This window comes from Kallipyga gabonensis (genome assembly GCF_001286805.1).
Classification (GTDB): Bacteria; Bacillota; Clostridia; order Tissierellales; family Peptoniphilaceae; genus Kallipyga; species Kallipyga gabonensis.
This window is the reverse complement of the sequence record NZ_CXYV01000002.1, coordinates 1,228,230-1,247,350: the sequence shown is the minus strand read 5'-3', so window position 1 is coordinate 1,247,350 and position 19,121 is coordinate 1,228,230. Positions and strand designations below refer to the sequence as shown.

The window sequence follows — 19,121 nt, the reverse complement described above, 5'->3', positions numbered from 1 at the left end:
GATAGGAGGGATTATGGATAAAGTTTTTGACTTGTTGGAACAAGTTTTTTTTAGGGATCTTTTTGGTGAAATCAACCTCTATATCATTTTATCTACGGTTATTAAATTTGTCTTTGTGATTATTGTGCTGGCTTTTATTGCACGGATTGTCAAGATGATCTCGATGGATATTCGCTCATCCTACAGCCGACCGGAGTCGGATAATCCTTATCTCCGCTTTCTGGGTGATCCGTCTATGGTCAATTTCCCTGTTCGGGATGAATATTACTTAACTGATAATACCCGGATTGGTCGGGCTGATGATAATAATGTTATTTTGAAGGATCGGACGATTTCCAAGCACCAGGCTGTTCTTATCCAAGAGGGGACAAATTTTCTCATTGATGATTTAGGTGCAACCAATCCAACCCTGGTTAACGGCCAGGTCGTCGACCAGCCTATGCCGGTTCATGACCGGGACATCATCCGCCTCGGTCAATTGGATTTTATGTTTATAGAGGGGAAGGATAATGAATAAACTATTGGTTTGGAAGGAAGATTTTGATGATCATCGATCGGTACAAAGCCACCACAAAGGGATTTTAGGCCTCCTGGTTTCCTTTCAAGCCCTGGCTTTGGCCTTGGTCTTTATCTATCATATCCAGGACTTGTCCATAGATTCCCTATTTTTTGCCGGAGGACTGATTCTTACCTCTTCCATCGCCATCGTTATTATTAGAAAAGTATCTACTGGAGACCCCTATCCTTTGATGATTGTCAATATGATTTTTTCGATCGGGGTCATCATGATTTATCGGATTACCCCTGATCTGGGGGTAAAGCAGATGGTTATCTACCTCATGGCCCTTTTTGCTTATTTTTCCTTCTATTTCATTTTGAAGGTTGGACATCGTTTTTGGGAGGGAAGAATCATCTTTTATTATGGAGTAACTTTGGCCCTGTTTTTAGCGACCCTGGTCTTCGGCAAAGCTTTATATGGAGCAAAAAACTGGATTGAGATAGGGGGAATACAAGTTCAACCTTCTGAATTTGCAAAAATTTCCTTTATTTTTTTTGTTGCCTCCTGGTTTATGCGGTATGAGGAATTTCAGACTTCACTTCTTAAAAAACTTTCCTTAACTATAGCTACCTTTTTCCTGATTGGTCTTTTTTTCATCCAGAGAGAGTTAGGTACGGCCGTAGTTTTCTTTGCTGTTCTCCTGGTCGCCCAGCTGGCGTATGAGAAAAACCGCTGGATTCCGGCCATGAACCTGATTTTAGCGGTTCTTGGTCTCTTCGTGGCTTACCATATCTTTTCTTATGTTCAGGATCGCTTTACCATCTGGCAGGATCCATGGGCAGACTATAACAATAAAGGTTATCAAATCATTCAGGCTGCTTTTGCCCTGGCTTCCGGTTCTTTCTTTGGGACGGGTGTCGGCTTGGGTCAACCCGGACGAGTTCCTCTCGGTCATTCCGATTTTATCTTTGCTTCCGTTGTAGAAGAGTTTGGTTCTATGATGGGGATCTGCCTTATTCTTCTTTTCGTCATCCTCCTCTATCGAGGTTTTAAGACGGCCATGAACCAGGAAAGAGACTTCTATTCAGCCCTGGCCCTTTGTGTTGTTGTTATTTTTGCTGCACAGGCCTTTATTATGTTTGCCGGAACCATGAAACTTATTCCTCTGACAGGGATCACCATTCCCTTCCTCACCTACGGAGGGTCCTCTTTAGTATCTTCTTTTGTTCTCCTGGCTGCCCTTCAGGTTGCTTCGGAGGATTTGATGGGAATGGAGGCCTAATATGAAACGGTCTAGAAATCGGATGTTAGTCTTATTTTCTATCATGATGGTTGCCTTCCTTGGTTTAGCCCTTTATCTCGCCTATTTTGAAGTAGTTAAGGCACCTGATCTTCGTGCACATAACCTCAATCCCCGAAACTGGGTCGATGAATCTCATTTCGGTCGAGGGCGTTTTTTGGACCGAAATAATCGCGTTTTGGTTGAACGGCAGAAAAAAGAGGACGGAACATATACTCGTTATTGTAAGTACCCTGCACTCTATGCTCACCTGATTGGCTACAATTCGGACACCTACGGGAAATCCGGTTTGGAAAAAACCTTAAATAACAGCTTGCTTAATTTGGGACAGGACAATCCCATTGCAGAACTTCGCGGAAAAGTATTGAATGAAGGGGTGGGAAATGATGTTCAATTGACCATTGATCATGATCTGCAAGCTTACACCTACCAGCTGCTCAAGGGGAAGAAAGGATCGGCTGTAGCCATTAATCCGCAAACCGGAGAGATTTTAGCCATGGTTTCCGTCCCTTCTTTTGATCTTAATGAAGTAGATGAGTCCTGGAATGACCTTCTGGAGACTGAGGGAAATGTATTAGTAAACCGTTCTATTAACGGTCGTTACACGCCCGGTTCTGTATTAAAAGCGATTTCGGCTATGGCTTTGCTGGACGCCGGAAAAGCGGAAAATTACGAAGATAAGGGGAAGACGGTTATTTCCGGTTACTCCATTGAAAACTATGAAGGGAAGGCCTATGGGGACATCGGGCTTCGAGAGGCTTTGATTCACTCTTCAAATACTTATTTTGCTGACCTCTCCCAGAAAGCTGGACCTGAGGCTTTCGGCAGGATTTTTGAAGATTTTCATTTTAATAAGGAGATTCCTTTTGACTTGAAAGTGACTACCTCCCGGGCTCCTTTTACTAGTGGAATGGATCCTACCCTTCTTGCCGCCAATTCTTTTGGCCAAGGAAAAATAACCATTTCTCCTCTCCATCTGGCCATGGCTTATGGTGCAATTGGCAATGAGGGAGTGATGATGGCTCCAACACTTGTCAAATCCATTATTTCACCGAATGGGGGCCACCTCCGTGATGCAAAATCAAAAATTCTTCAGAGCCTTGATAAGAAGAATGCAGGGATAGTGGCGGAGGATCTTCATGATACGGCTCAGGCGAATGGGGCTCAGGACCAGGTGTCTATTCCTATAGGCGGGAAATCAGGTACCGCACAGATTGCCGGAGGATCAACCAATGCTCTTTATTGTGCATTTGCTCCCCTGGATAAGCCGACTATTGCTATTTGTCTTGTTCTTGAAGACGATGGTCGAATGGGTTATCAGGCGGCTCAACCCTTAGTTTTATCCATGATTAATTATTGGAGTTCCCAACAGTAAGAGCCACTCAACCGGGAAAGAAAAAGAGGTCGGGAGAAAATCCCGACCTCTTTTTCTTTTATGATCCGATTAGTTTATCTTTTAAGTTGTACCAGTACCAGTTGGAGTTGAAGAGGATACGATGGATTATCTTATCGGTCTGTCGAAAGGAGATTTTTTTCAACCCCAGGAAATGTTCTTCCATTCCATCAGTCACTAAGATCGCCTTATCTTTTTCATCAGGGGGAAAAGAAACTACCGTTTCAGCTGATGAGGGAAGGACGATAGAGGAGGGAAGGGCTTCATAGGTTTTTGATCGTAACTGGTTAAGAGGAGTGACTTGATAACCCTTCAATGTCTGATAGAGGATGGAACCGCCTGATGATAAGTTATAGGCGGTGGATCCGGAGGGGGTTGAAACGATAAGACCATCACCGGCTAAATGAAGGAGAGGGATATTGTCTACCGAAAGGGTAAAGTGGACCGTTTTTCTTTTGGAAGATTGGACAGAGAATTCGTTCACACACCACCGATGATAGGTCCAGGATGAGGTCTCTATTTCTGCTTCCACCAGCAAGAGCTTATCAACGTGGTAGTTTCCCTCCACCAATTTTTTCAGATTTTTATCCAAAGTCTGGAGGTCTGATTCTTGAAAAAAGCCCAGGGTTCCCGTATTAATCCCGCAAAAGGGTATAGTAGAAAAACTGGATTTATGAACAGCGTGAAGGAAGGTGCCATCGCCTCCAATGACCACATTGTAGTCGGCATCATCCAAATAAACCGGACTAATGCGGAAACCGTGAGGTTGGAGAAATTCAACAATCCGGTCCCGTATGGCAAGGGCGGGTTGACTGGGTTTGATAAAGAGGTTGACAGTTTTCGTCATCGTATAGACTCCTTTAATCATTGGATGGATAAAAGAATTCTTTCTGACCATCTTTCTTCTATTCTATACTACTTCTTAAATAAGAGCTTGTGAAAGTCTTTTCCGCTTGTTATAATAATTCTGTAAACGTCTTGTAACCTTTTAAGGAAGTTTTATAGCCTGCAAACTTCCTTACGCTCTTATTTAAGGGATACAAATCTCATTTTGTCGTGATCATTCATTGATAAAAGGAAGGTGCCATGAATAAAAACGTGTTACGCTCATCTCTTGGAGGTCTGGCTTTCGTTCTTCTCCTCACTTGTCCGGTAACCACTATCCAAGCTTCAGAGGCGGATGATTCCCTGTCTTCTGAGGGAATTCAACAATCTTTACTTTTGGATATTCCCCAAGACATCCCTCAAGAGAATGAAGAAGGGACTCAATCTTCACATTCCGACCAGGCTAAGGATCAAGACTCATCACCAAATAAAGAGGATAAGGTTGATGAGAATACAAAAGATGATAAGAAGGTTCAGCCGAATCCTTTGCATCCTACCAATCCCTGGTCCATTCGTTCCTATTCAACGGATAAATTCAATAAAAATTCTGCATGGTCCATGGGAAGATCCAATGAATCCGGTCGTATCAATCCCAAACGGGAAGCCTATCAGAATGCCCAAGGTAAAATCGTAAAAAAAGGGAATAACTTTGTTTATCAGGAAGGATCCAGGACCGGTCTTGCAAAAAATGCATGGGTTATCGTTAATGGTAAGTCATATTTTGCTGATCCCAATGGAAATCTTTATACCAATAAGCTTCTTGTCGTTGAGGGAAAGTACTATTACTTTGGACCTCAGGCCAATACCTTATCGGGAATGGTAAATATTAATGGTAAATCCTATTATTTTGATGAAAAGAACAATAATGCTATGATTCGGGAAGCCCGTACCTTAACCAGAGGGAACAGTACATATATTATTGATAAAGATTTTACCGTTTCCATCGATGAACGGGTTTCCTCTAACCAGGAAACCGATGATGAAGGACAACTGGAACTCATCCCCAAATATAATAAGGATGGAGGCATGCTGGTCATTGATATTTCAAAATACCAACGACCAGAAGACATCGACTATGACCTTCTTTGTCAAAATATCACCGGTGTTATCCTTAGAGCAGGACATTCCTGGCAGGATCGTGAGGTTCTAGCCCCTAACGAAGATCCTACATTCAAAATCCACTATGAGGAGTTTCGGAAAAGAGGCATTCCCGTTGGTTGCTATTACTTTTCTACAGCGGTGAACTACGATGAGGGTGTTCAGGAAGCCTATAAAACGATGGAGATCCTGGGCAGTCGCAAGCTCCAACTCCCGGTTTATTGGGATACTGAGGATCAGTATAAGCAGGCAAAAATTCCCCGAAAGCAATTGACGGAAGCCGGTAAGGGATTTTTAGAGACCTTGGCGAAGAGGGGGTATGTTGTCGGTGTTTACGCGTCAGCTTCCTGGCTTAACTACCACCTCAATATGGATGAACTCGTAGATTATGAAACATGGGTCGCCCACTATGGCCGCACTAAGGATGGAAAGAGTATAAAAATTGTTCGACCGAATTATAATCGGTCTTATCAAATGTGGCAATTTGAAAGTCGTGGTCGGGTACCGGGTTTCAAATATCAGTTGGATGTCAACTGGATGTATAAAAACTATCCCAAAACGATCGGAAATCAACCTTAATGAAAAGATGGCGGGGAAATGTTTGCACAGGTCCGGACTTTCTGTTATAATATAGATGTCCTTGATGTTGCCCGAACATTAAACCTACGCCGCTTATAAGGGATTGCGGAGTTTATCCTTCGATGACATGCCTCCGATGAGTGGACTTCTGAGATGGATGACAGCAAACCCACCTTCACAAACAGAAGGTATTAAATTATTAGGGATCAAGGATCAACATATTCAATGTTGTGCACCCGGTCGAAAGGCCGGGTGTTTTTTTCTAATAAAGGATGCGATTTGATATAATCAAAGAATAGTTTGGGTATAGATAACCTATAACAAGAAAAGTACATTGGTTAGTACAATTTAAGGAGGAAAGTATGGGAATTATTGATTACATCGAAGCTAAAAATAGGGAAAGAGTAATGAAGGCTCGTGTTGAGGATGCCTCTAAAGTAGGCATCGGAGTTCTTATGGGTCTTGTCATCGGTGGTGCTGCCGGTGTGCTTTATGCACCGAAGGCCGGCGAGGAAACCCGCAAGGATCTGGCTAAAAAGGCACAGGAAACCACGGATAAGGTGAAAGCCGGTGCTCAGGATGCGATCGACAGAGCTGCTGAATATCGTGACGAGCTTCAGTCCAAGGTGACAGCTATCGGTCCGGCTATTGAATCCGGTCTTTCCGCTGCTCAAAAGTCACTGGATGATAACGAGAAGTCAATTAAGGAGAAGGTGGAAAAAGTTGGTGAATCTGCCGGAAAGACTGCTGATGATGCTAAAGAAGCAGCTAAGGAAGTGAAAGATTCTGCCAAGGATACCGCAAAAAAAGCTGGTGACGCTGCAAAGAAGGAGTACAAAAAAGAGGAAGATAAGAACACCAAGTAAGGAGGAGAAGCGTGGGTAACGATTTAGTTTTTTCTGTTTCTCTGACTGGACTATTACTGACTGTCCTCATTATTGTTGCAATAGTCGCTCTTATTTTTCTCATCAAAGTTCTATCAAAAGCCTCCAAGGCTGTTGAAGCCATCAGTGAGGTTTTAGAGAAAAATAAGGAAGAACTGGATGCAACATTAAAGACTGTTCCGGCTGTTGCAGGGAAGGCAGACGAAGCTCTAGGTCAAGTCACCAATATTTTAGAAAGTTCTTCGCCGGATATTGTTGATTCCATCAGCGGAGCAAGGGATACCATCATTAATGTATCTCGTTTATCCACAGATGCAGCAGATACCGTTGAATATCTGGCTACGACAGCTATTGACACAGCGGATTCCCTTTCATCGGGAGTTTCCAAGACCAATTCCACCTTGGGTTATGTTCGTGAAATTGCGAAGATTGCCCGCGATGTGGTGGGTCGATAAAATTAAAGAACAAACAAAAAGCCATCGAAAAGATGGCTTTTTGTTTGTAGAATGACTCATTTCATCGTGGATTCTGTCAATATCTAGGATTGTTAACGTTTTTATGGTAAAATATAGATGATTCCTGAAACTATTTTTTTGAATGGAGTGTTCGCATGGGACAACCTACCATAAAAGATGTGGCAAAAATTGCCGGTGTATCTATTTCAACCGTTTCACGGGTGATGAACAAATCCAAGCCTGTTAGCCCCGAAGCACAGAAAAAAGTTGAGGATGCGATCGATAAGCTTGGATTCAAGCCCAATGAACTTGCTCGCAGTCTGGTCATGAAAAAGTCCAATTCTATAGGTATTCTTATCAAGGATATTGGTATTGACTACATGGCCCAGATGGTGCGTGGTGCTGAAGAAATCGGTCGTATGTATAAGTACGATATTCTTCTGACTTCCAGCTATGGTGACCTGGAATTGGAAAAAAAGGCAGTGGATTTTCTTTACCGCAAACAAGTCGAAGGAATTATTTTAGTAACAGAAAAAATCGATCCGGAAATCATCGTCAAAATACGTGATTACCAAATCCCTTATATGCTTTTGGACCGCTATTATCAATCAAAAGAGGTTCATACTGTCGCTATCGACTATCAGAGTGCGATGAAGGAGATGGCTGAATATGTCGCTAATCTGGGGAATAAAAAGATTGCCTATCTTTATGGCAGCAATTCCTATGAGTTCGCCCAGGAAAAATTGACCGGATATGAAGAAGCAATGACCGGACATGGACTTTCCACCTATCCTATTATGGCTGGAGATACGACAACAGAGGCCGGCTATCGGGCGATGAAAAAACTTTTTGAAGAAAAGAAAGACTTGGTTGATGACCTGGATTGTCTCCTGTGTCAAAGTGATCAATTAGCTTTTGGTGTTCTGTCTTATTGTTACGATAATGATATTAATGTACCGAAAGACCTTCAGGTCACAGGCGTTGGTGGATCCCATTTCACTCAAATTATCCGACCCAAATTGACCACTATCCAGGAACCTTATTACGACATGGGTGCTGTGGCTATGCGGATGCTAACAAAGATCCTCCAAAATAAGGAGGAAATGAAAGAGCCTATCCGTCTTCCGGTTCAAATTTTAGCAGGTCAGTCAACGGCAAAACGGTGATTATTGAAACACATCGTCGAATATACACTATTTGAAATGATGATCAGTGAATAAGGAGGTTATTGTATGGCAGAGAAAAAAGTTACCGTCACCAACGAAACCGGGCTTCATGCTCGTCCTGCAGCAGCCCTAGTCCAGTTCGTTAAGAATATCCCCGGGGATGTTGAGCTGGTGAAAGACGGAAAAGTGGCTAATGCTAAATCCATTTTCAACGTGATGAGCTTAGGCATCTCCAAGGGAACGGAAATCCTTGTCCGAGTTACCGGTGAGAACGAAGAGGAGTATGTCGATCGGGTGGTAGACTTCATCCAAAGCCTGACTGAATAAGAAAGACACAAAAGGGGTTGCCTTTAGGCCCCCTTTTTTTATTCTCATTATTAATATTTTTTTGAAAAAGATAAAAAAGAAAGGCCAGACTATGTTACAGAAATATAAAGGCTTAATTGCCTCTCCCGGCATTGCCATGGGTCCGGCAAAAATTTATTCTAAAGCTGACCTGGTGATAAAGAAAAAAAAGCTGGAAAAGGGGATTGAGGAAGAAATTGAAAAATTAAAGTCAGCCTTTGAGACCTATCGGATACGACTGGAGAATATAAAGGCGGACAACGAGGCTCAGGCTTCCGTTACTCAAGCCCATGTTGAGCTTCTATGTGATCCCTATTTCATCGAAAGTGCTTCTACTTTGGTCAGGGAAGAGGCGGCGAATGCTTCCTGGGCTCTACAAAAAACGGTTGATCAAATGGCCGCAATGATGGAGTCTCTTGATGACCCTTATCTCAGAGAAAGAGGGGCGGATTACCGGGATATTGGTCAAAACCTCCTCTATATTTTGGAGGGTGTTGACGGAGGAGATCTCTCTCAACTAAAGGAAGACTGCATTATCATATCATCGGAGCTGACCCCTTCGGACACCTCCACTATGGATCGGGAACAAGTTTTGGGCTTTGCCAATGATTTAGGCGGGAAGACTTCCCATGTTGCCATTATTGCTCAAACTCTTGATATTCCTGCTTTAGTTGGGATGAAAACGATCACTCAAGAAGTAAAAGATGGGGATGATTTGATTTTAGATGCTGACCGGGGTCTTCTCCTCATCAATCCGGATGATCAAACGAAGGAATGCTATAAAATAAGAATCCGAAAGTGGGAAGAGGAGAAAGCCCGGTTAGAGGAAGTCAAGGATAGGGCGGCAGTAACCGAGGACGGAAAAGAAATTGAAGTTGTCTGCAATGTCGGTAACTTAGAAGATTTGGAGGATGGTCTAAATCGTGGAGCCGATGGGGTAGGCCTCTTTCGAACGGAATTCCTTTATATGGGAAATGATCATTTTCCAAGTGAGGAGGAACAGTTTCAGGTCTATAAAGCTGCAGCCTCACGTTTAGGCCAGTCGCCTCTTCTAATTCGGACTTTGGATATTGGGGGGGATAAGTCTCTTTCCTATTTTGATTTTCCTAAAGAGGACAATCCCTTCTTAGGTTGGAGGGCTCTGCGTATCTCCTTTGATCTTCCTGATGTTTTTCAGGACCAGGTCCGGGCAATTCTTCGGGCATCGGCGTTCGGGAACGTCAAGTTATTCTTACCTATGGTAGTGTCAGTGGAGGAAATTCTTGAGGCTCAAGACCGTATTGCCTCCATAAAAAAAGATCTTCGACAGGAGGGCATTCCTTTTAATGAGGCTATGGAGGTGGGAATCATGATTGAAACGCCTGCTTCCGTTCTCATTGCTGAAGAACTGGCTAATTATTGTGATTTCTTTTCTATCGGGACGAATGACCTGACTCAGTATATTCTTGCTGCTGATCGAGGGAACGAAAAGGTGGCGAATATCTATAATTCCTACCATCCGGCGGTTCTTCGGGCAATAAAAAAGGTGATTGATGCAGCTCACCGTTCAGGAAAGTGGTGTGGAATGTGTGGAGGATTTGCTTCCGACCCACAAGCAACCTATATGCTCATCGGCATGGGATTGGATGAGTTCTCAGTGGTGGGGTCTAAAGTAGCCAAGGTCAAGGACCTGATCCTTCGGTCCAAGCTTGATTCCGCTCAAGATTTTGCCAATAAAATATTGGCAACGGGTCGTTTGAATGAAGTGGAAAAGCTGATTGAAGAAAATCCCTTCCGGTAAGTCAAACATTTGAAAGTTTCTTTGAAAGATTGAAGGAAGCCGTCTATTCGTTACAATAGAAGAAAAGAATAGTGAAGAATGAGGAAGCCTATCGCTTCCTCATTCTTTGTCTTTTGGACATTTGATCAGACTATCCAATGTAGAATAGAAGGAGTTCAATCATGCGTAGAAAGAGTATTCTTTCCTTAATTCTTGTTTTTTCCTTAGCCCTGGTTTTGGTGGGATGTGGGAATAAACCAGGAAACGATACGGATAAATCCAAAGAAGCTAAAAACCATCTTCGCATTTATGTCACGACACCGGCTCTTTATGATTTTGCCCAGACCATTGGGGGAGAGAATGTTGAAGTGGAAAACCTGGTTAAGGGAGGGGGCGACCTCCACCATTGGGAACCCAGTCCTGACTTGATTCGTAAGATTAATGATGCAGACCTCTTGTTGATTAATGGAGGAGGACTGGAAGGATGGATGGATACGATTACTTCTTCCTTGGATCCTCAGCTTAAAGTTGTCGACACCAGCCGGGGCATCGACTTGATTATGGATGATGAGGAAGAAAACGAGGACCACGATGAGGATCATGACCATAAAGATGACCATGGCCATGGAGGGAAAGATCCTCATTTTTGGACATCTTTAACAGCCGGAAGAATTCAGGCACACAATGTTTACCAGACCCTGGTGGATATGGCCCCTGATCACAAAGAGGACTTTAAGGATCATTGGAGCAAGTTGGAGGGGGTTTTTCAGGATTTTGAGGACTACTATTCAAAGAAATTAGCGGGGAAAGAAGGAGAGACACTGATTGTGCCTCACCTGGCCTTCTCCTATCTTTGCCGTGATTACGGTTTGCAGCAAGTAGGTCTCCAGGGGCACCACGCCGATGGACAGCTTTCTGCAGGAAGGATCCGACAAATCGTGGATATCGCTCAGACTAGGGGAGTAACGACTATTTTTTACGAAGGTTTTGGGGACGATTCGACCGCACAGAACTTGGCCATGGAGATTGCGGGCAAAGCCCTTCCCCTGTATACCTTAGAAAGCATTGATGACAAGGAACGGGCGAAAGGCGAGAACTATTTTACCCTCATGAAGAAGAATTTGGATGCCATCATTCAATCCTTCGAAGAGGAAAGCGGGGAGAGTGACTCATGACAAAGCAAGCTATCTATCAAATTCAAGACCTCTCTTTTTCTTTTGAGTCAACTCCTGTCCTTTGTGGAATTAATGTTCAGATTGATCAAGGAGACTACGTGGGTATTGTGGGAGAAAATGGCGGAGGAAAATCAACCTTCCTGCGAATATTGACTGGTGAGCTCCGCCCTGACCACGGGCAGGTTCTTGTTTTTGGAAAGAATATTTTTTCAAAAGAAGTCCGTCAAAAGATTGGTTATGTTCCTCAAGTGGATCCTCTTAATCAATCGGCCTTTCCCATTTCCTGTGAGGAGATGGTAGGCTTAGGTTTATCTGGTGAAATTTTTCCACGCTTTTTCCATACCCAGGAGGAAAAAGAAAAGATTATCTATTCCCTACATCATTTGGGAATGGGGGATTACGCCGGTAAGAATTTTCACGATTTATCCGGTGGGCAGAAGCAGAGAGTGCTTATCGCAAAAGCCCTGGTCAAGGAGCCTGAAGTTCTTCTTCTCGATGAGCCTACTGTGGGGGTCGATGAAACCCATAAAAAAGTTCTTTTTGATATCCTGGATCACATGAACCGTGTCCATGATATGACCATTATTATGGTGACCCATGAAACTGCTTTAGGCGGGGCTCATTGGGGGAAAAGCTATGAGATTTCTAACCATAGATTGGAGAGACGATGTTAAGTTATGCTTTTATGCAAAGAGCACTAGTGATTGGCTTCCTTCTTGGCCTCGTTATTCCTATGATGGGGGTGGTTGTCGTCAACCGAAGAACCTCAACCATTGGAGATGCTCTTGCCCATAGCTCTTTAGCCGGAATTGGCTTGGGATTAGTTTTAGGGATTACCCCTATGTATGGGGCGATTTTTCTGACCTTGGCTGGTGCTTTTACGATTGAAGGACTTCGCCGAAAATTCCCCAAAAATGGAGATCTGGCCACTGCCATGGTCCTTTCTACAGGAGTCGGACTGGCCTCTCTCTTTACCGACTGGGTGCCTATGGGTACCAATATGGAGTCTTATCTTTTCGGATCCATTGTTTCCAGCTCTGATCAGGATGTCATCATTGTAGCGGTCCTATCTCTGGTAATCAGTCTGTCCTTTCTTCTATTTTATGGTCCTTTAGCTTATTTGAGCCTGGATCCGGTGGGGGCAAGAATTTCCGGACTTCCTGCGGATAGGATTGACTCCTTCTTCACCCTTCTCCTCGCCCTGACCATTTCCATAGCATCGAAGACTATTGGCGTACTTATGGTCTCCTCCCTGCTCATCTTGCCTGTTGCAACGGCAATGGTCACTTGTCAGTCCTACGGATCAGCTGTCCGGCGGTCCATCTTCCTGGGTGTATTTTTTGTTTTCTCCGGTCTCAGTGCGTCCTATTACCTCTCTATGAAACCCGGGGGAGCCATTGTCCTGGTTGGTGTGTTTGTTTTTCTGATCAGCCTTATGACGAAAGCAATCAGGATAAAGGGAAAGCAATATAGAAAAATTTAAGGATATGGTTTGTTGAAAGTAGGAATGGGGCTTTTTTTTGAAAACGGTTCTATGATAGAATAGAAATCGGACTGACTTCCCATTGAAGTGGCAGGTCTGATTTCTTATTCTTTGTAAAGATGGATTGATATGAGGAGAAGGAGGAAAATTTTGTGCAGGCGACCTTAAAAAAAATGTTCTTAATTTTTATCGGTTCTTTTATCATGTCCCTTGGTGCAACTTATTTTTATGTGCCCTATAATTTGGCAGCCGGCGGGGTATCCGGACTTTCTATTATTCTTAACCAGATTTTTCCTTTTCTGCCGGTGGGATTGTTAATGAACCTTGGTAATATTCTTTTCTTCATTTTGGGTTTCATTTTTCTGGACAGGTCTTTTGGAATTTACACCTTGTTTGGGGCATTTGCTTATTCGCTTCCTGTCTTTTTTATGGAAAGATATTTTATGCCCGACCAACCCCTAACCGATTCGCCCATCATTGCTTTAATCATTGGTGCCAGCCTCTACGGTGTTGGTTTGACCATCGTCTTCCTACAAAATGCATCGACGGGTGGGACGGATATTGTTACAAAAATCCTTAATGTCCACTTCGGTCTCAGCTATTCAACGGGGTTTTTAATTTCAGATGGCATTGTCGTTCTTTTATCCGGAATCTTTATCTCGCTTAACAAGGCTCTCTATGCAGTTGTTGCCATCATGGTTCAATCCGCAATTCTGGACTATGCCATAACCGGTTTTGATCGAAAGATGGTTCTAAATATTATCACCAAAAAGCAGGATGAAGTTTGTGCCTTCATTATTAATGACCTTAAACGTGGGGTGACCCTGATGTCCAGTCGTGGTGGTTTCACTCGTCAGGAAAAGGAAACCATCGTGACCATTGTTGGAAAGCAGGAGTACACCAAGATTAAAACGCTGGTTGAGAGAATTGACCCCACTGCTTTTTTCTATGTTTACAGTGCCAGTGAAGTGATGGGCGAGGGTTTCACTTACCCAAAAACGAAACAGGTTGAAAAAATTATAGAAAATGTTCTTGAACCTTAGGGAGTGAACGATGGAGCTTGGAAAACGACAAGGCTTAAAAGTTGAAAGCATCCGGCCTATTGGAGCAATTTTGGAAGGTAAGATCCTTCTGCCCAAGAAGGAATGCCCTGAAAATATCCAAGTTGGTCAATCTATTGATGTTTATTTATATACAGACAGCGAAGACCGCCTTATTGCCACCACTAAAGCGGTTAAAATTGACCTGGGCGGGTTGGCTCTTTTGGAAGTAGTGGATACAGCTAAAATCGGTGCTTTTCTTGATTGGGGTCTTCCCAAGGACCTCTTCCTTCCTCGTAATGAAATGGTAGGAAAGATAAAAAAAGACGATCTGGTTTTGGTTGCTTGTTATATGGACAAAGAAGGTCGTTTGGCTGCTACAATGAAAGTGAATCCCTACTTTAAGCCTGCAAAACATCTAAAAGAAAATGATCAAGTTCAGGCTGTAGTTTATGCCAAGAATAGGGATTATGGATCATTCTGTTTAGTGGAAGGTCAGTTTAATGGACTGATTCCAACTGATAAAACAGAGGGAATTTTACAAGTCGGGGAAGAAGTTACCTGCCGAGTGACTCATGTTAAAGAAGATGGGAAGGTTGATCTTTCCATGAAGACCAGGGCTTATCAGAGGTTAGATGAAGATGCCCGAAGGATTTACCAAACCCTTTCTGCCAATCACGGCTTCCTCCGTGTCAACGATAAATCGTCTCCCGCAGATATTAAGCTTTTATTTGGTCTATCTAAAGCCCAATTCAAACGATCTGTAGGACGTCTTCTAAAAACAGGTGCTGTACATTTTCAAGATGATGGATTAGCGATCGATCCAACGAAAGACCATCATCATCGTTGATCGAAAACAGGAATAAGGAAGATAAAGTTACCCTTCTAATTGAATTGGTCAAAGAATTTACATCTGGGGCTAGGGAAGAAGAAGCGGAAAGTGTATAATGAGAGAAAGCATGATCTTAATCTTTGATGGAGGAGACGATGACGGAAAAGAATAAAATTGACCGGGTCCAACCGGAAGAGGATGGGTTTCAGGTTGCTGAAGACCCAGGTAAAAATGACCATGATTGCAATTGTGGGCATGACCATCATGACCACGAAAAAGAGACTCTTTTATTGACCCTCGAAGATGATAGTCAGGTTGAATGTGAAGTCTTAGCCGTCTATCCTTTGGAGGAAAAAGAATACATCGCTTTGTTAGCTGTTGACGATGAAGATGGAAGAGTCCTTCTTTATGAATATCAGGATTCACCCAATTCGGACGAAGTTGAATTAACCATGATAGAATCCGAAGAGGAATTTGACCGGGCTGCTGAAGAATTTACCCGTTTGATCGATGAAGAAGAAATGGAAATGGATGAATTTGATGATGAGGACATCGAGTAAACTGATGGTCTAACATTATTTTCATCGCAGAAAAGAAGTAGAAAAAGAAAGAGGATAGCCATGCTGACATTTGTTTTAGGACCATCCGGATCCGGAAAAACCAATTATCTCATCCAGGAAGCGAATGAAGAAAAAAGATCCGGAAATGGAAATATTGTCTTTATTGATTCCGATAATGCACAGATTTTTTCCCTGGATCATGATGTTCGTTTGGTCGATGCTCATGAATTTGGGGTTGACAATTTAGACTTAATGGAAGGTTTTTTAGCAGGCATCATTGCTTCTGACTATGATATTGAAAAACTCTATCTTGATGGTCTTTATGACCTGATTGATTTTTCTGACAAGCTTCATGATCTGATTCCTCGTCTTCGTCAACTAGCTGATAAAAATAACGTTCAGATCTATATGGGTTTAGCTTTGAAAAAGGAAGACTTCCCTGTGGATGCGGATCTTCAATTTGTGGAGTTGGACGATTAGATCCCGGGTTAATGAGCCAGCGCTTCCTAAGGAAGCGCTGTTTTTTTACCCTTTATCTGCTTGTCATCTGGGGCTTTTTTTATGGAATATCGAGAAAGGAGGGTCAAGTGAGGGAGATTGAAATTGGTCCAAATGATGAAGGACAGCGTCTGGATCGTTTTCTATCCAAATATTTACCGAAAGCCTCCCCATCTTTTTTGCAAAAGCAGATTCGAAAAAAGAAAATTAAAGTCAATAAAAAACGAGCTCAGCCTGAACAATGTTTGGATTTGGGTGACCATATCCAGTTTTATCTTTATGAAGAAGTCCTCCGGCCCTTAGAGGAAGGGCCCCGTTCGGCCCGGTCAAAAATTCATCTCTCTATCATTTTTGAGAATAAAGATATTTGTGTTATCGATAAACCTGCAGGTCTCCTCTCTCATGCTGCCTCAAAAAAGGACTATGGGAATAATGTTGTTGACGCTCTCGAAGCATATCTGATTGACAAGGGGGATTACCTTCCACGTCTGGAACATTCCTTCCGTCCCGCCTTGGCTAATCGCTTGGATTTCAATACAGCAGGGCTATTAATCGGGCTCAAATCTCACCAAGCCGCCTTGGCTATCAATCGTGGTCTTCAGGAAGGTCAGATCGACAAATATTACCGGGCCTACTGCCATGGCTATTTAGAAGGAAGCTTCGTGATCAATCGTTCTCTGGATAAGGTTGGTCAGACTATGGAGGTTTCCCCAGGTGGACAAGAGGCTGTCACCGAAGTAGAAGTGTTGGAAAGTCACCCGGCCTGGTCTTATGTGCGTATTTGTTTACGCACCGGTCGTTACCATCAAATTCGAGCTCATTTTGCCTCTATTGGTCATCCTTTAGTTGGGGATCGGAGATACGGCAACAAAAAAGATCCGCTTTTTTCCCATCAACTTCTTCTCTCATCCGGCCTTGTTTTCCATCGTATTGAAGGAATGGAAGAATTGGAGGGGAGAAAATTTTTCTCCAAGAAGAGGGGCGAATTTGATAGACTGAAGGAAGAAATAAGGGATGTATTCCAAAATGAAAGGGGGACCCATGCCCGTTAAAATTCTTTTAGTAGAAGATGAGGAAGCGATTCGGAAGTTCACCCGGATTAACCTGGAACAGCAAGGTTGGAAAATCTACGAAGCGGAGAGTGGAGAAGAGGGGTTAGAAATTGCCCGAAAGGTCGAACCGGACCTGGCTATTCTTGATCTTATGCTTCCCGGAATTTCCGGATATGAGGTATGCGAGACGCTTCGACGAGAAAGACCAAAAATCGGCATTATCATGCTAACAGCAAAAAGTCAGGATGTAGATCGAATTTTGGGACTGGAGAAGGGTACAGACGATTATATGATCAAGCCCTTTAATCCTCATGAATTGGTTCTCCGTATCCAATCCCTTATTCGTCGTTTGGATATTCAACAAGAAGAAAGTCTACGGATTGAACAAGGGCCTTTTGTTTTAGACTTGGAAGCAAGAACCCTTTACAAAGATGGCCAGGAAATTGATTTGACTCCTACCGAGCTTTCCATTATCAAGCTCTTTTTCGAGGAGTCGGGTAAGGCCCTGAGTCGTGATTCCATTCTTTCTGTAATCTGGGGTGAAGATTATAATGGAGAGACGAAAATTGTTGATGTCAATGTCAGAAGAATACGAGCAAAGGTAGAGGAAAATCCTGCTAAGCCCGTTTATCTGGAAACTGTTTGGGGAGTCGGATACCGGTGGAAGAAGATCAAGTAAAAATTGAATCCAGAAGCAAGGAATTTCGGAGAAACACCCACACGATAACGGACACGATCTCATTCCGGGTGATGGGTCTTTTTGCCGTGGTGATTTTTGCCGTCATTGTCGTTTTTGAACTTTTTTACGTCCATTCTACCCAATCCTATTACTATGATAATGTCGTAGCAACTCTTTCCACCCAGGCTAATTATAACTCTGACCTCTTTCTGACCTATCTCTCCAACCAGGATCTAAATGCGATTGTGATGGAGAATAAAAATCAATTCTACCGATCAAATGCGTCTCAAGTTCAGATTCTTTCCAATTCCGGCAAGGTTTTGTTTGATTCCATCGCTTCCGACCAATTAGGTACAGTCTTGGAAACACCGGATGTCAGAGAGGCTCAGGAGAATCGGACAGGTCATGTGGTTTACACACCTTCTTACACTGATGAACCGGTTATGTCGCTCTCTCAGCCCCTTTGGAATCAAACCAACCAAGTGGGAATTCTTCGCTTGACCACTTCCCTGGATGCAGTTAATTCGATGATTAACCAAAGAAAGCTTCTTTCCCTTGTTTTTGCCGTTTTCGCTCTTATTATGGGCATCACTATTTCTTTTTTTGTTTCCGCATCAATTCTTAAGCCGATCAAGAACCTGACCAAGGTAGCCAATAAGCTTGCTGATGGCCAGCTGGATGTTCGAGCAGATGAAGATAATATGGGGGAGATCGGAGAATTAGCTCGAACGATGAATATCATGTCGGATAATCTTCAAGAAAAAGATAAGCTGAAAAACGACTTTATTTCCTCCATTTCTCACGAGCTGAGAACGCCGATGACGTCCATCAAAGGTTGGTCAATCACACTTCAGACTCCGGGAATAGGAGAAGAAATTCAAGAGGAAGGCTTAAAAATTATTGAGAAAGAATCCGAGCGTCTTTCCGCTATGGTGGAAGATCTTCTCGACTTTTCCCGCTTCTCTTCCGGTCGTATTAAGCTCTCCAAAACTGAAATTGACCTTGTCGACGTTGCCAACCACCTTATCTCCCAGGTTCGTCCCCGAACCAAGGAAAAAGATATTGATGTTGTTTACCGCTATAGCTCCAATGTCATTCCCATTATGGCAGATGAAAATCGAATCAAGCAGATGTTCCTCAATGTTCTGGATAATGCGATTAAATTCTCTAATGAAGGAGGAACTATTTTCTTCGAGATTCGGGAGGAGGATAATCTGGTTATTGCTTCTATCACTGATACCGGAATCGGCATTTCGGAAGAAGAAATCCACCTGGTGACAGAAAAATTTTGGAAGGGATCTTCTTCTCAGTCCCACTCCGGCTTAGGACTTTCGATCTGCGAAGAAATTGCTAAGGCTCATGGTGGATCCCTGACGATCAAGTCAAAGTTAGGGGCGGGTACTACAGTAACCATGATTTTGCCGGTATCTCGGGTTTAG

Annotated in this window: 20 protein-coding genes; 19 read left to right on the top strand and 1 reads right to left on the bottom strand. The window is 43.1% G+C overall.

From position 1 onward, the window contains the following. The first annotated feature begins 13 nt into the window (after positions 1-13). From BN2373_RS07230 to BN2373_RS07220, 3 genes are read left to right on the top strand one after another with little or no spacing between them, the layout of a single operon-like run. Complete coding sequence (locus BN2373_RS07230; protein ID WP_053943405.1) at positions 14-517, top strand: FHA domain-containing protein; 504 nt, start codon at positions 14-16, stop codon at positions 515-517. Further along, complete coding sequence (locus tag BN2373_RS07225) at positions 510-1,781, top strand: FtsW/RodA/SpoVE family cell cycle protein (protein ID WP_053943404.1); 1,272 nt, start codon at positions 510-512, stop codon at positions 1,779-1,781. The genes BN2373_RS07230 and BN2373_RS07225 overlap by 8 nt, the downstream gene beginning before the upstream one ends. Before the next feature lies 1 nt (position 1,782). Then, positions 1,783-3,174, top strand: coding sequence for a peptidoglycan D,D-transpeptidase FtsI family protein (locus tag BN2373_RS07220; protein WP_053943403.1), 1,392 nt, complete (start codon positions 1,783-1,785; stop codon positions 3,172-3,174). Positions 3,175-3,232: 58 nt separating this feature from the next. Here the strand turns inward: BN2373_RS07220 and BN2373_RS07215 are convergent, their stop codons facing one another. Next, a complete protein-coding gene (locus BN2373_RS07215; RefSeq protein ID WP_074018043.1) occupies positions 3,233-4,039 on the bottom strand; it encodes an NAD(+)/NADH kinase in 807 nt (268 codons plus the stop codon). 239 nt (positions 4,040-4,278) lie between these two features. Between BN2373_RS07215 and BN2373_RS07210 the strand changes: the two genes are divergently transcribed. The 16 genes from BN2373_RS07210 (at position 4,279) to BN2373_RS07135 (ending at position 19,121) form a co-directional block, all read left to right on the top strand. Next, positions 4,279-5,754: a GH25 family lysozyme gene (locus BN2373_RS07210; protein WP_053943401.1), complete on the top strand. Its 1,476-nt coding sequence runs from the start codon at positions 4,279-4,281 to the stop codon at positions 5,752-5,754. 362 nt (positions 5,755-6,116) lie between these two features. After that, on the top strand, positions 6,117-6,620 hold the full coding sequence (locus BN2373_RS07205) for a YtxH domain-containing protein (protein ID WP_053943400.1): 504 nt from the start codon (positions 6,117-6,119) through the stop codon (positions 6,618-6,620). Positions 6,621-6,631: 11 nt separating this feature from the next. Beyond that, entirely contained in the window at positions 6,632-7,093 is a 462-nt protein-coding gene (locus BN2373_RS07200) for a hypothetical protein (RefSeq protein WP_053943399.1), read from the top strand. Positions 7,094-7,248: 155 nt separating this feature from the next. Then, positions 7,249-8,259: a LacI family DNA-binding transcriptional regulator gene (locus BN2373_RS07195; RefSeq protein ID WP_053943398.1), complete on the top strand. Its 1,011-nt coding sequence runs from the start codon at positions 7,249-7,251 to the stop codon at positions 8,257-8,259. A 66-nt stretch (positions 8,260-8,325) separates the two neighbouring features. Beyond that, the gene (locus tag BN2373_RS07190) at positions 8,326-8,586 is read left to right on the top strand and encodes an HPr family phosphocarrier protein (RefSeq protein WP_019134488.1); all 261 of its coding nucleotides are present in this window, start codon (positions 8,326-8,328) and stop codon (positions 8,584-8,586) included. A 91-nt stretch (positions 8,587-8,677) separates the two neighbouring features. Beyond that, positions 8,678-10,384, top strand: a complete 1,707-nt coding sequence (gene ptsP, locus BN2373_RS07185; RefSeq protein WP_053943397.1) for a phosphoenolpyruvate--protein phosphotransferase — start codon at positions 8,678-8,680, stop codon at positions 10,382-10,384. A gap of 161 nt (positions 10,385-10,545) precedes the next feature. Beyond that, complete coding sequence (locus BN2373_RS07180) at positions 10,546-11,538, top strand: metal ABC transporter substrate-binding protein (RefSeq protein ID WP_053943396.1); 993 nt, start codon at positions 10,546-10,548, stop codon at positions 11,536-11,538. Then, positions 11,535-12,212 (top strand): metal ABC transporter ATP-binding protein, encoded by a 678-nt coding sequence (locus BN2373_RS07175; RefSeq protein WP_053943395.1) that lies wholly within the window; start codon positions 11,535-11,537, stop codon positions 12,210-12,212. Before BN2373_RS07180 ends, BN2373_RS07175 begins: the two co-directional genes overlap by 4 nt. Next, positions 12,206-13,021 carry a metal ABC transporter permease gene (locus BN2373_RS07170; RefSeq protein ID WP_053943394.1) on the top strand — a complete coding sequence of 272 codons (816 nt, stop codon included), beginning with the start codon at positions 12,206-12,208 and terminating at the stop codon, positions 13,019-13,021. Before BN2373_RS07175 ends, BN2373_RS07170 begins: the two co-directional genes overlap by 7 nt. Positions 13,022-13,173: 152 nt before the next feature. Continuing rightward, positions 13,174-14,064 carry a YitT family protein gene (locus BN2373_RS07165; RefSeq protein ID WP_074017983.1) on the top strand — a complete coding sequence of 297 codons (891 nt, stop codon included), beginning with the start codon at positions 13,174-13,176 and terminating at the stop codon, positions 14,062-14,064. A 10-nt stretch (positions 14,065-14,074) separates the two neighbouring features. Next, entirely contained in the window at positions 14,075-14,911 is an 837-nt protein-coding gene (locus tag BN2373_RS07160; RefSeq protein WP_053943392.1) for a CvfB family protein, read from the top strand. A 137-nt stretch (positions 14,912-15,048) separates the two neighbouring features. Next, positions 15,049-15,453 carry a DUF1292 domain-containing protein gene (locus BN2373_RS07155; protein ID WP_053943391.1) on the top strand — a complete coding sequence of 135 codons (405 nt, stop codon included), beginning with the start codon at positions 15,049-15,051 and terminating at the stop codon, positions 15,451-15,453. 60 nt (positions 15,454-15,513) lie between these two features. Further along, positions 15,514-15,933 carry a P-loop NTPase family protein gene (locus tag BN2373_RS07150; RefSeq protein ID WP_053943390.1) on the top strand — a complete coding sequence of 140 codons (420 nt, stop codon included), beginning with the start codon at positions 15,514-15,516 and terminating at the stop codon, positions 15,931-15,933. A 107-nt stretch (positions 15,934-16,040) separates the two neighbouring features. Next, entirely contained in the window at positions 16,041-17,003 is a 963-nt protein-coding gene (locus BN2373_RS07145; RefSeq protein ID WP_053943389.1) for an RluA family pseudouridine synthase, read from the top strand. Beyond that, positions 16,993-17,682, top strand: coding sequence for a response regulator transcription factor (locus tag BN2373_RS07140; protein WP_053943540.1), 690 nt, complete (start codon positions 16,993-16,995; stop codon positions 17,680-17,682). The genes BN2373_RS07145 and BN2373_RS07140 overlap by 11 nt, the downstream gene beginning before the upstream one ends. Next, complete coding sequence (locus BN2373_RS07135; RefSeq protein ID WP_082338261.1) at positions 17,664-19,121, top strand: sensor histidine kinase; 1,458 nt, start codon at positions 17,664-17,666, stop codon at positions 19,119-19,121. The genes BN2373_RS07140 and BN2373_RS07135 overlap by 19 nt, the downstream gene beginning before the upstream one ends.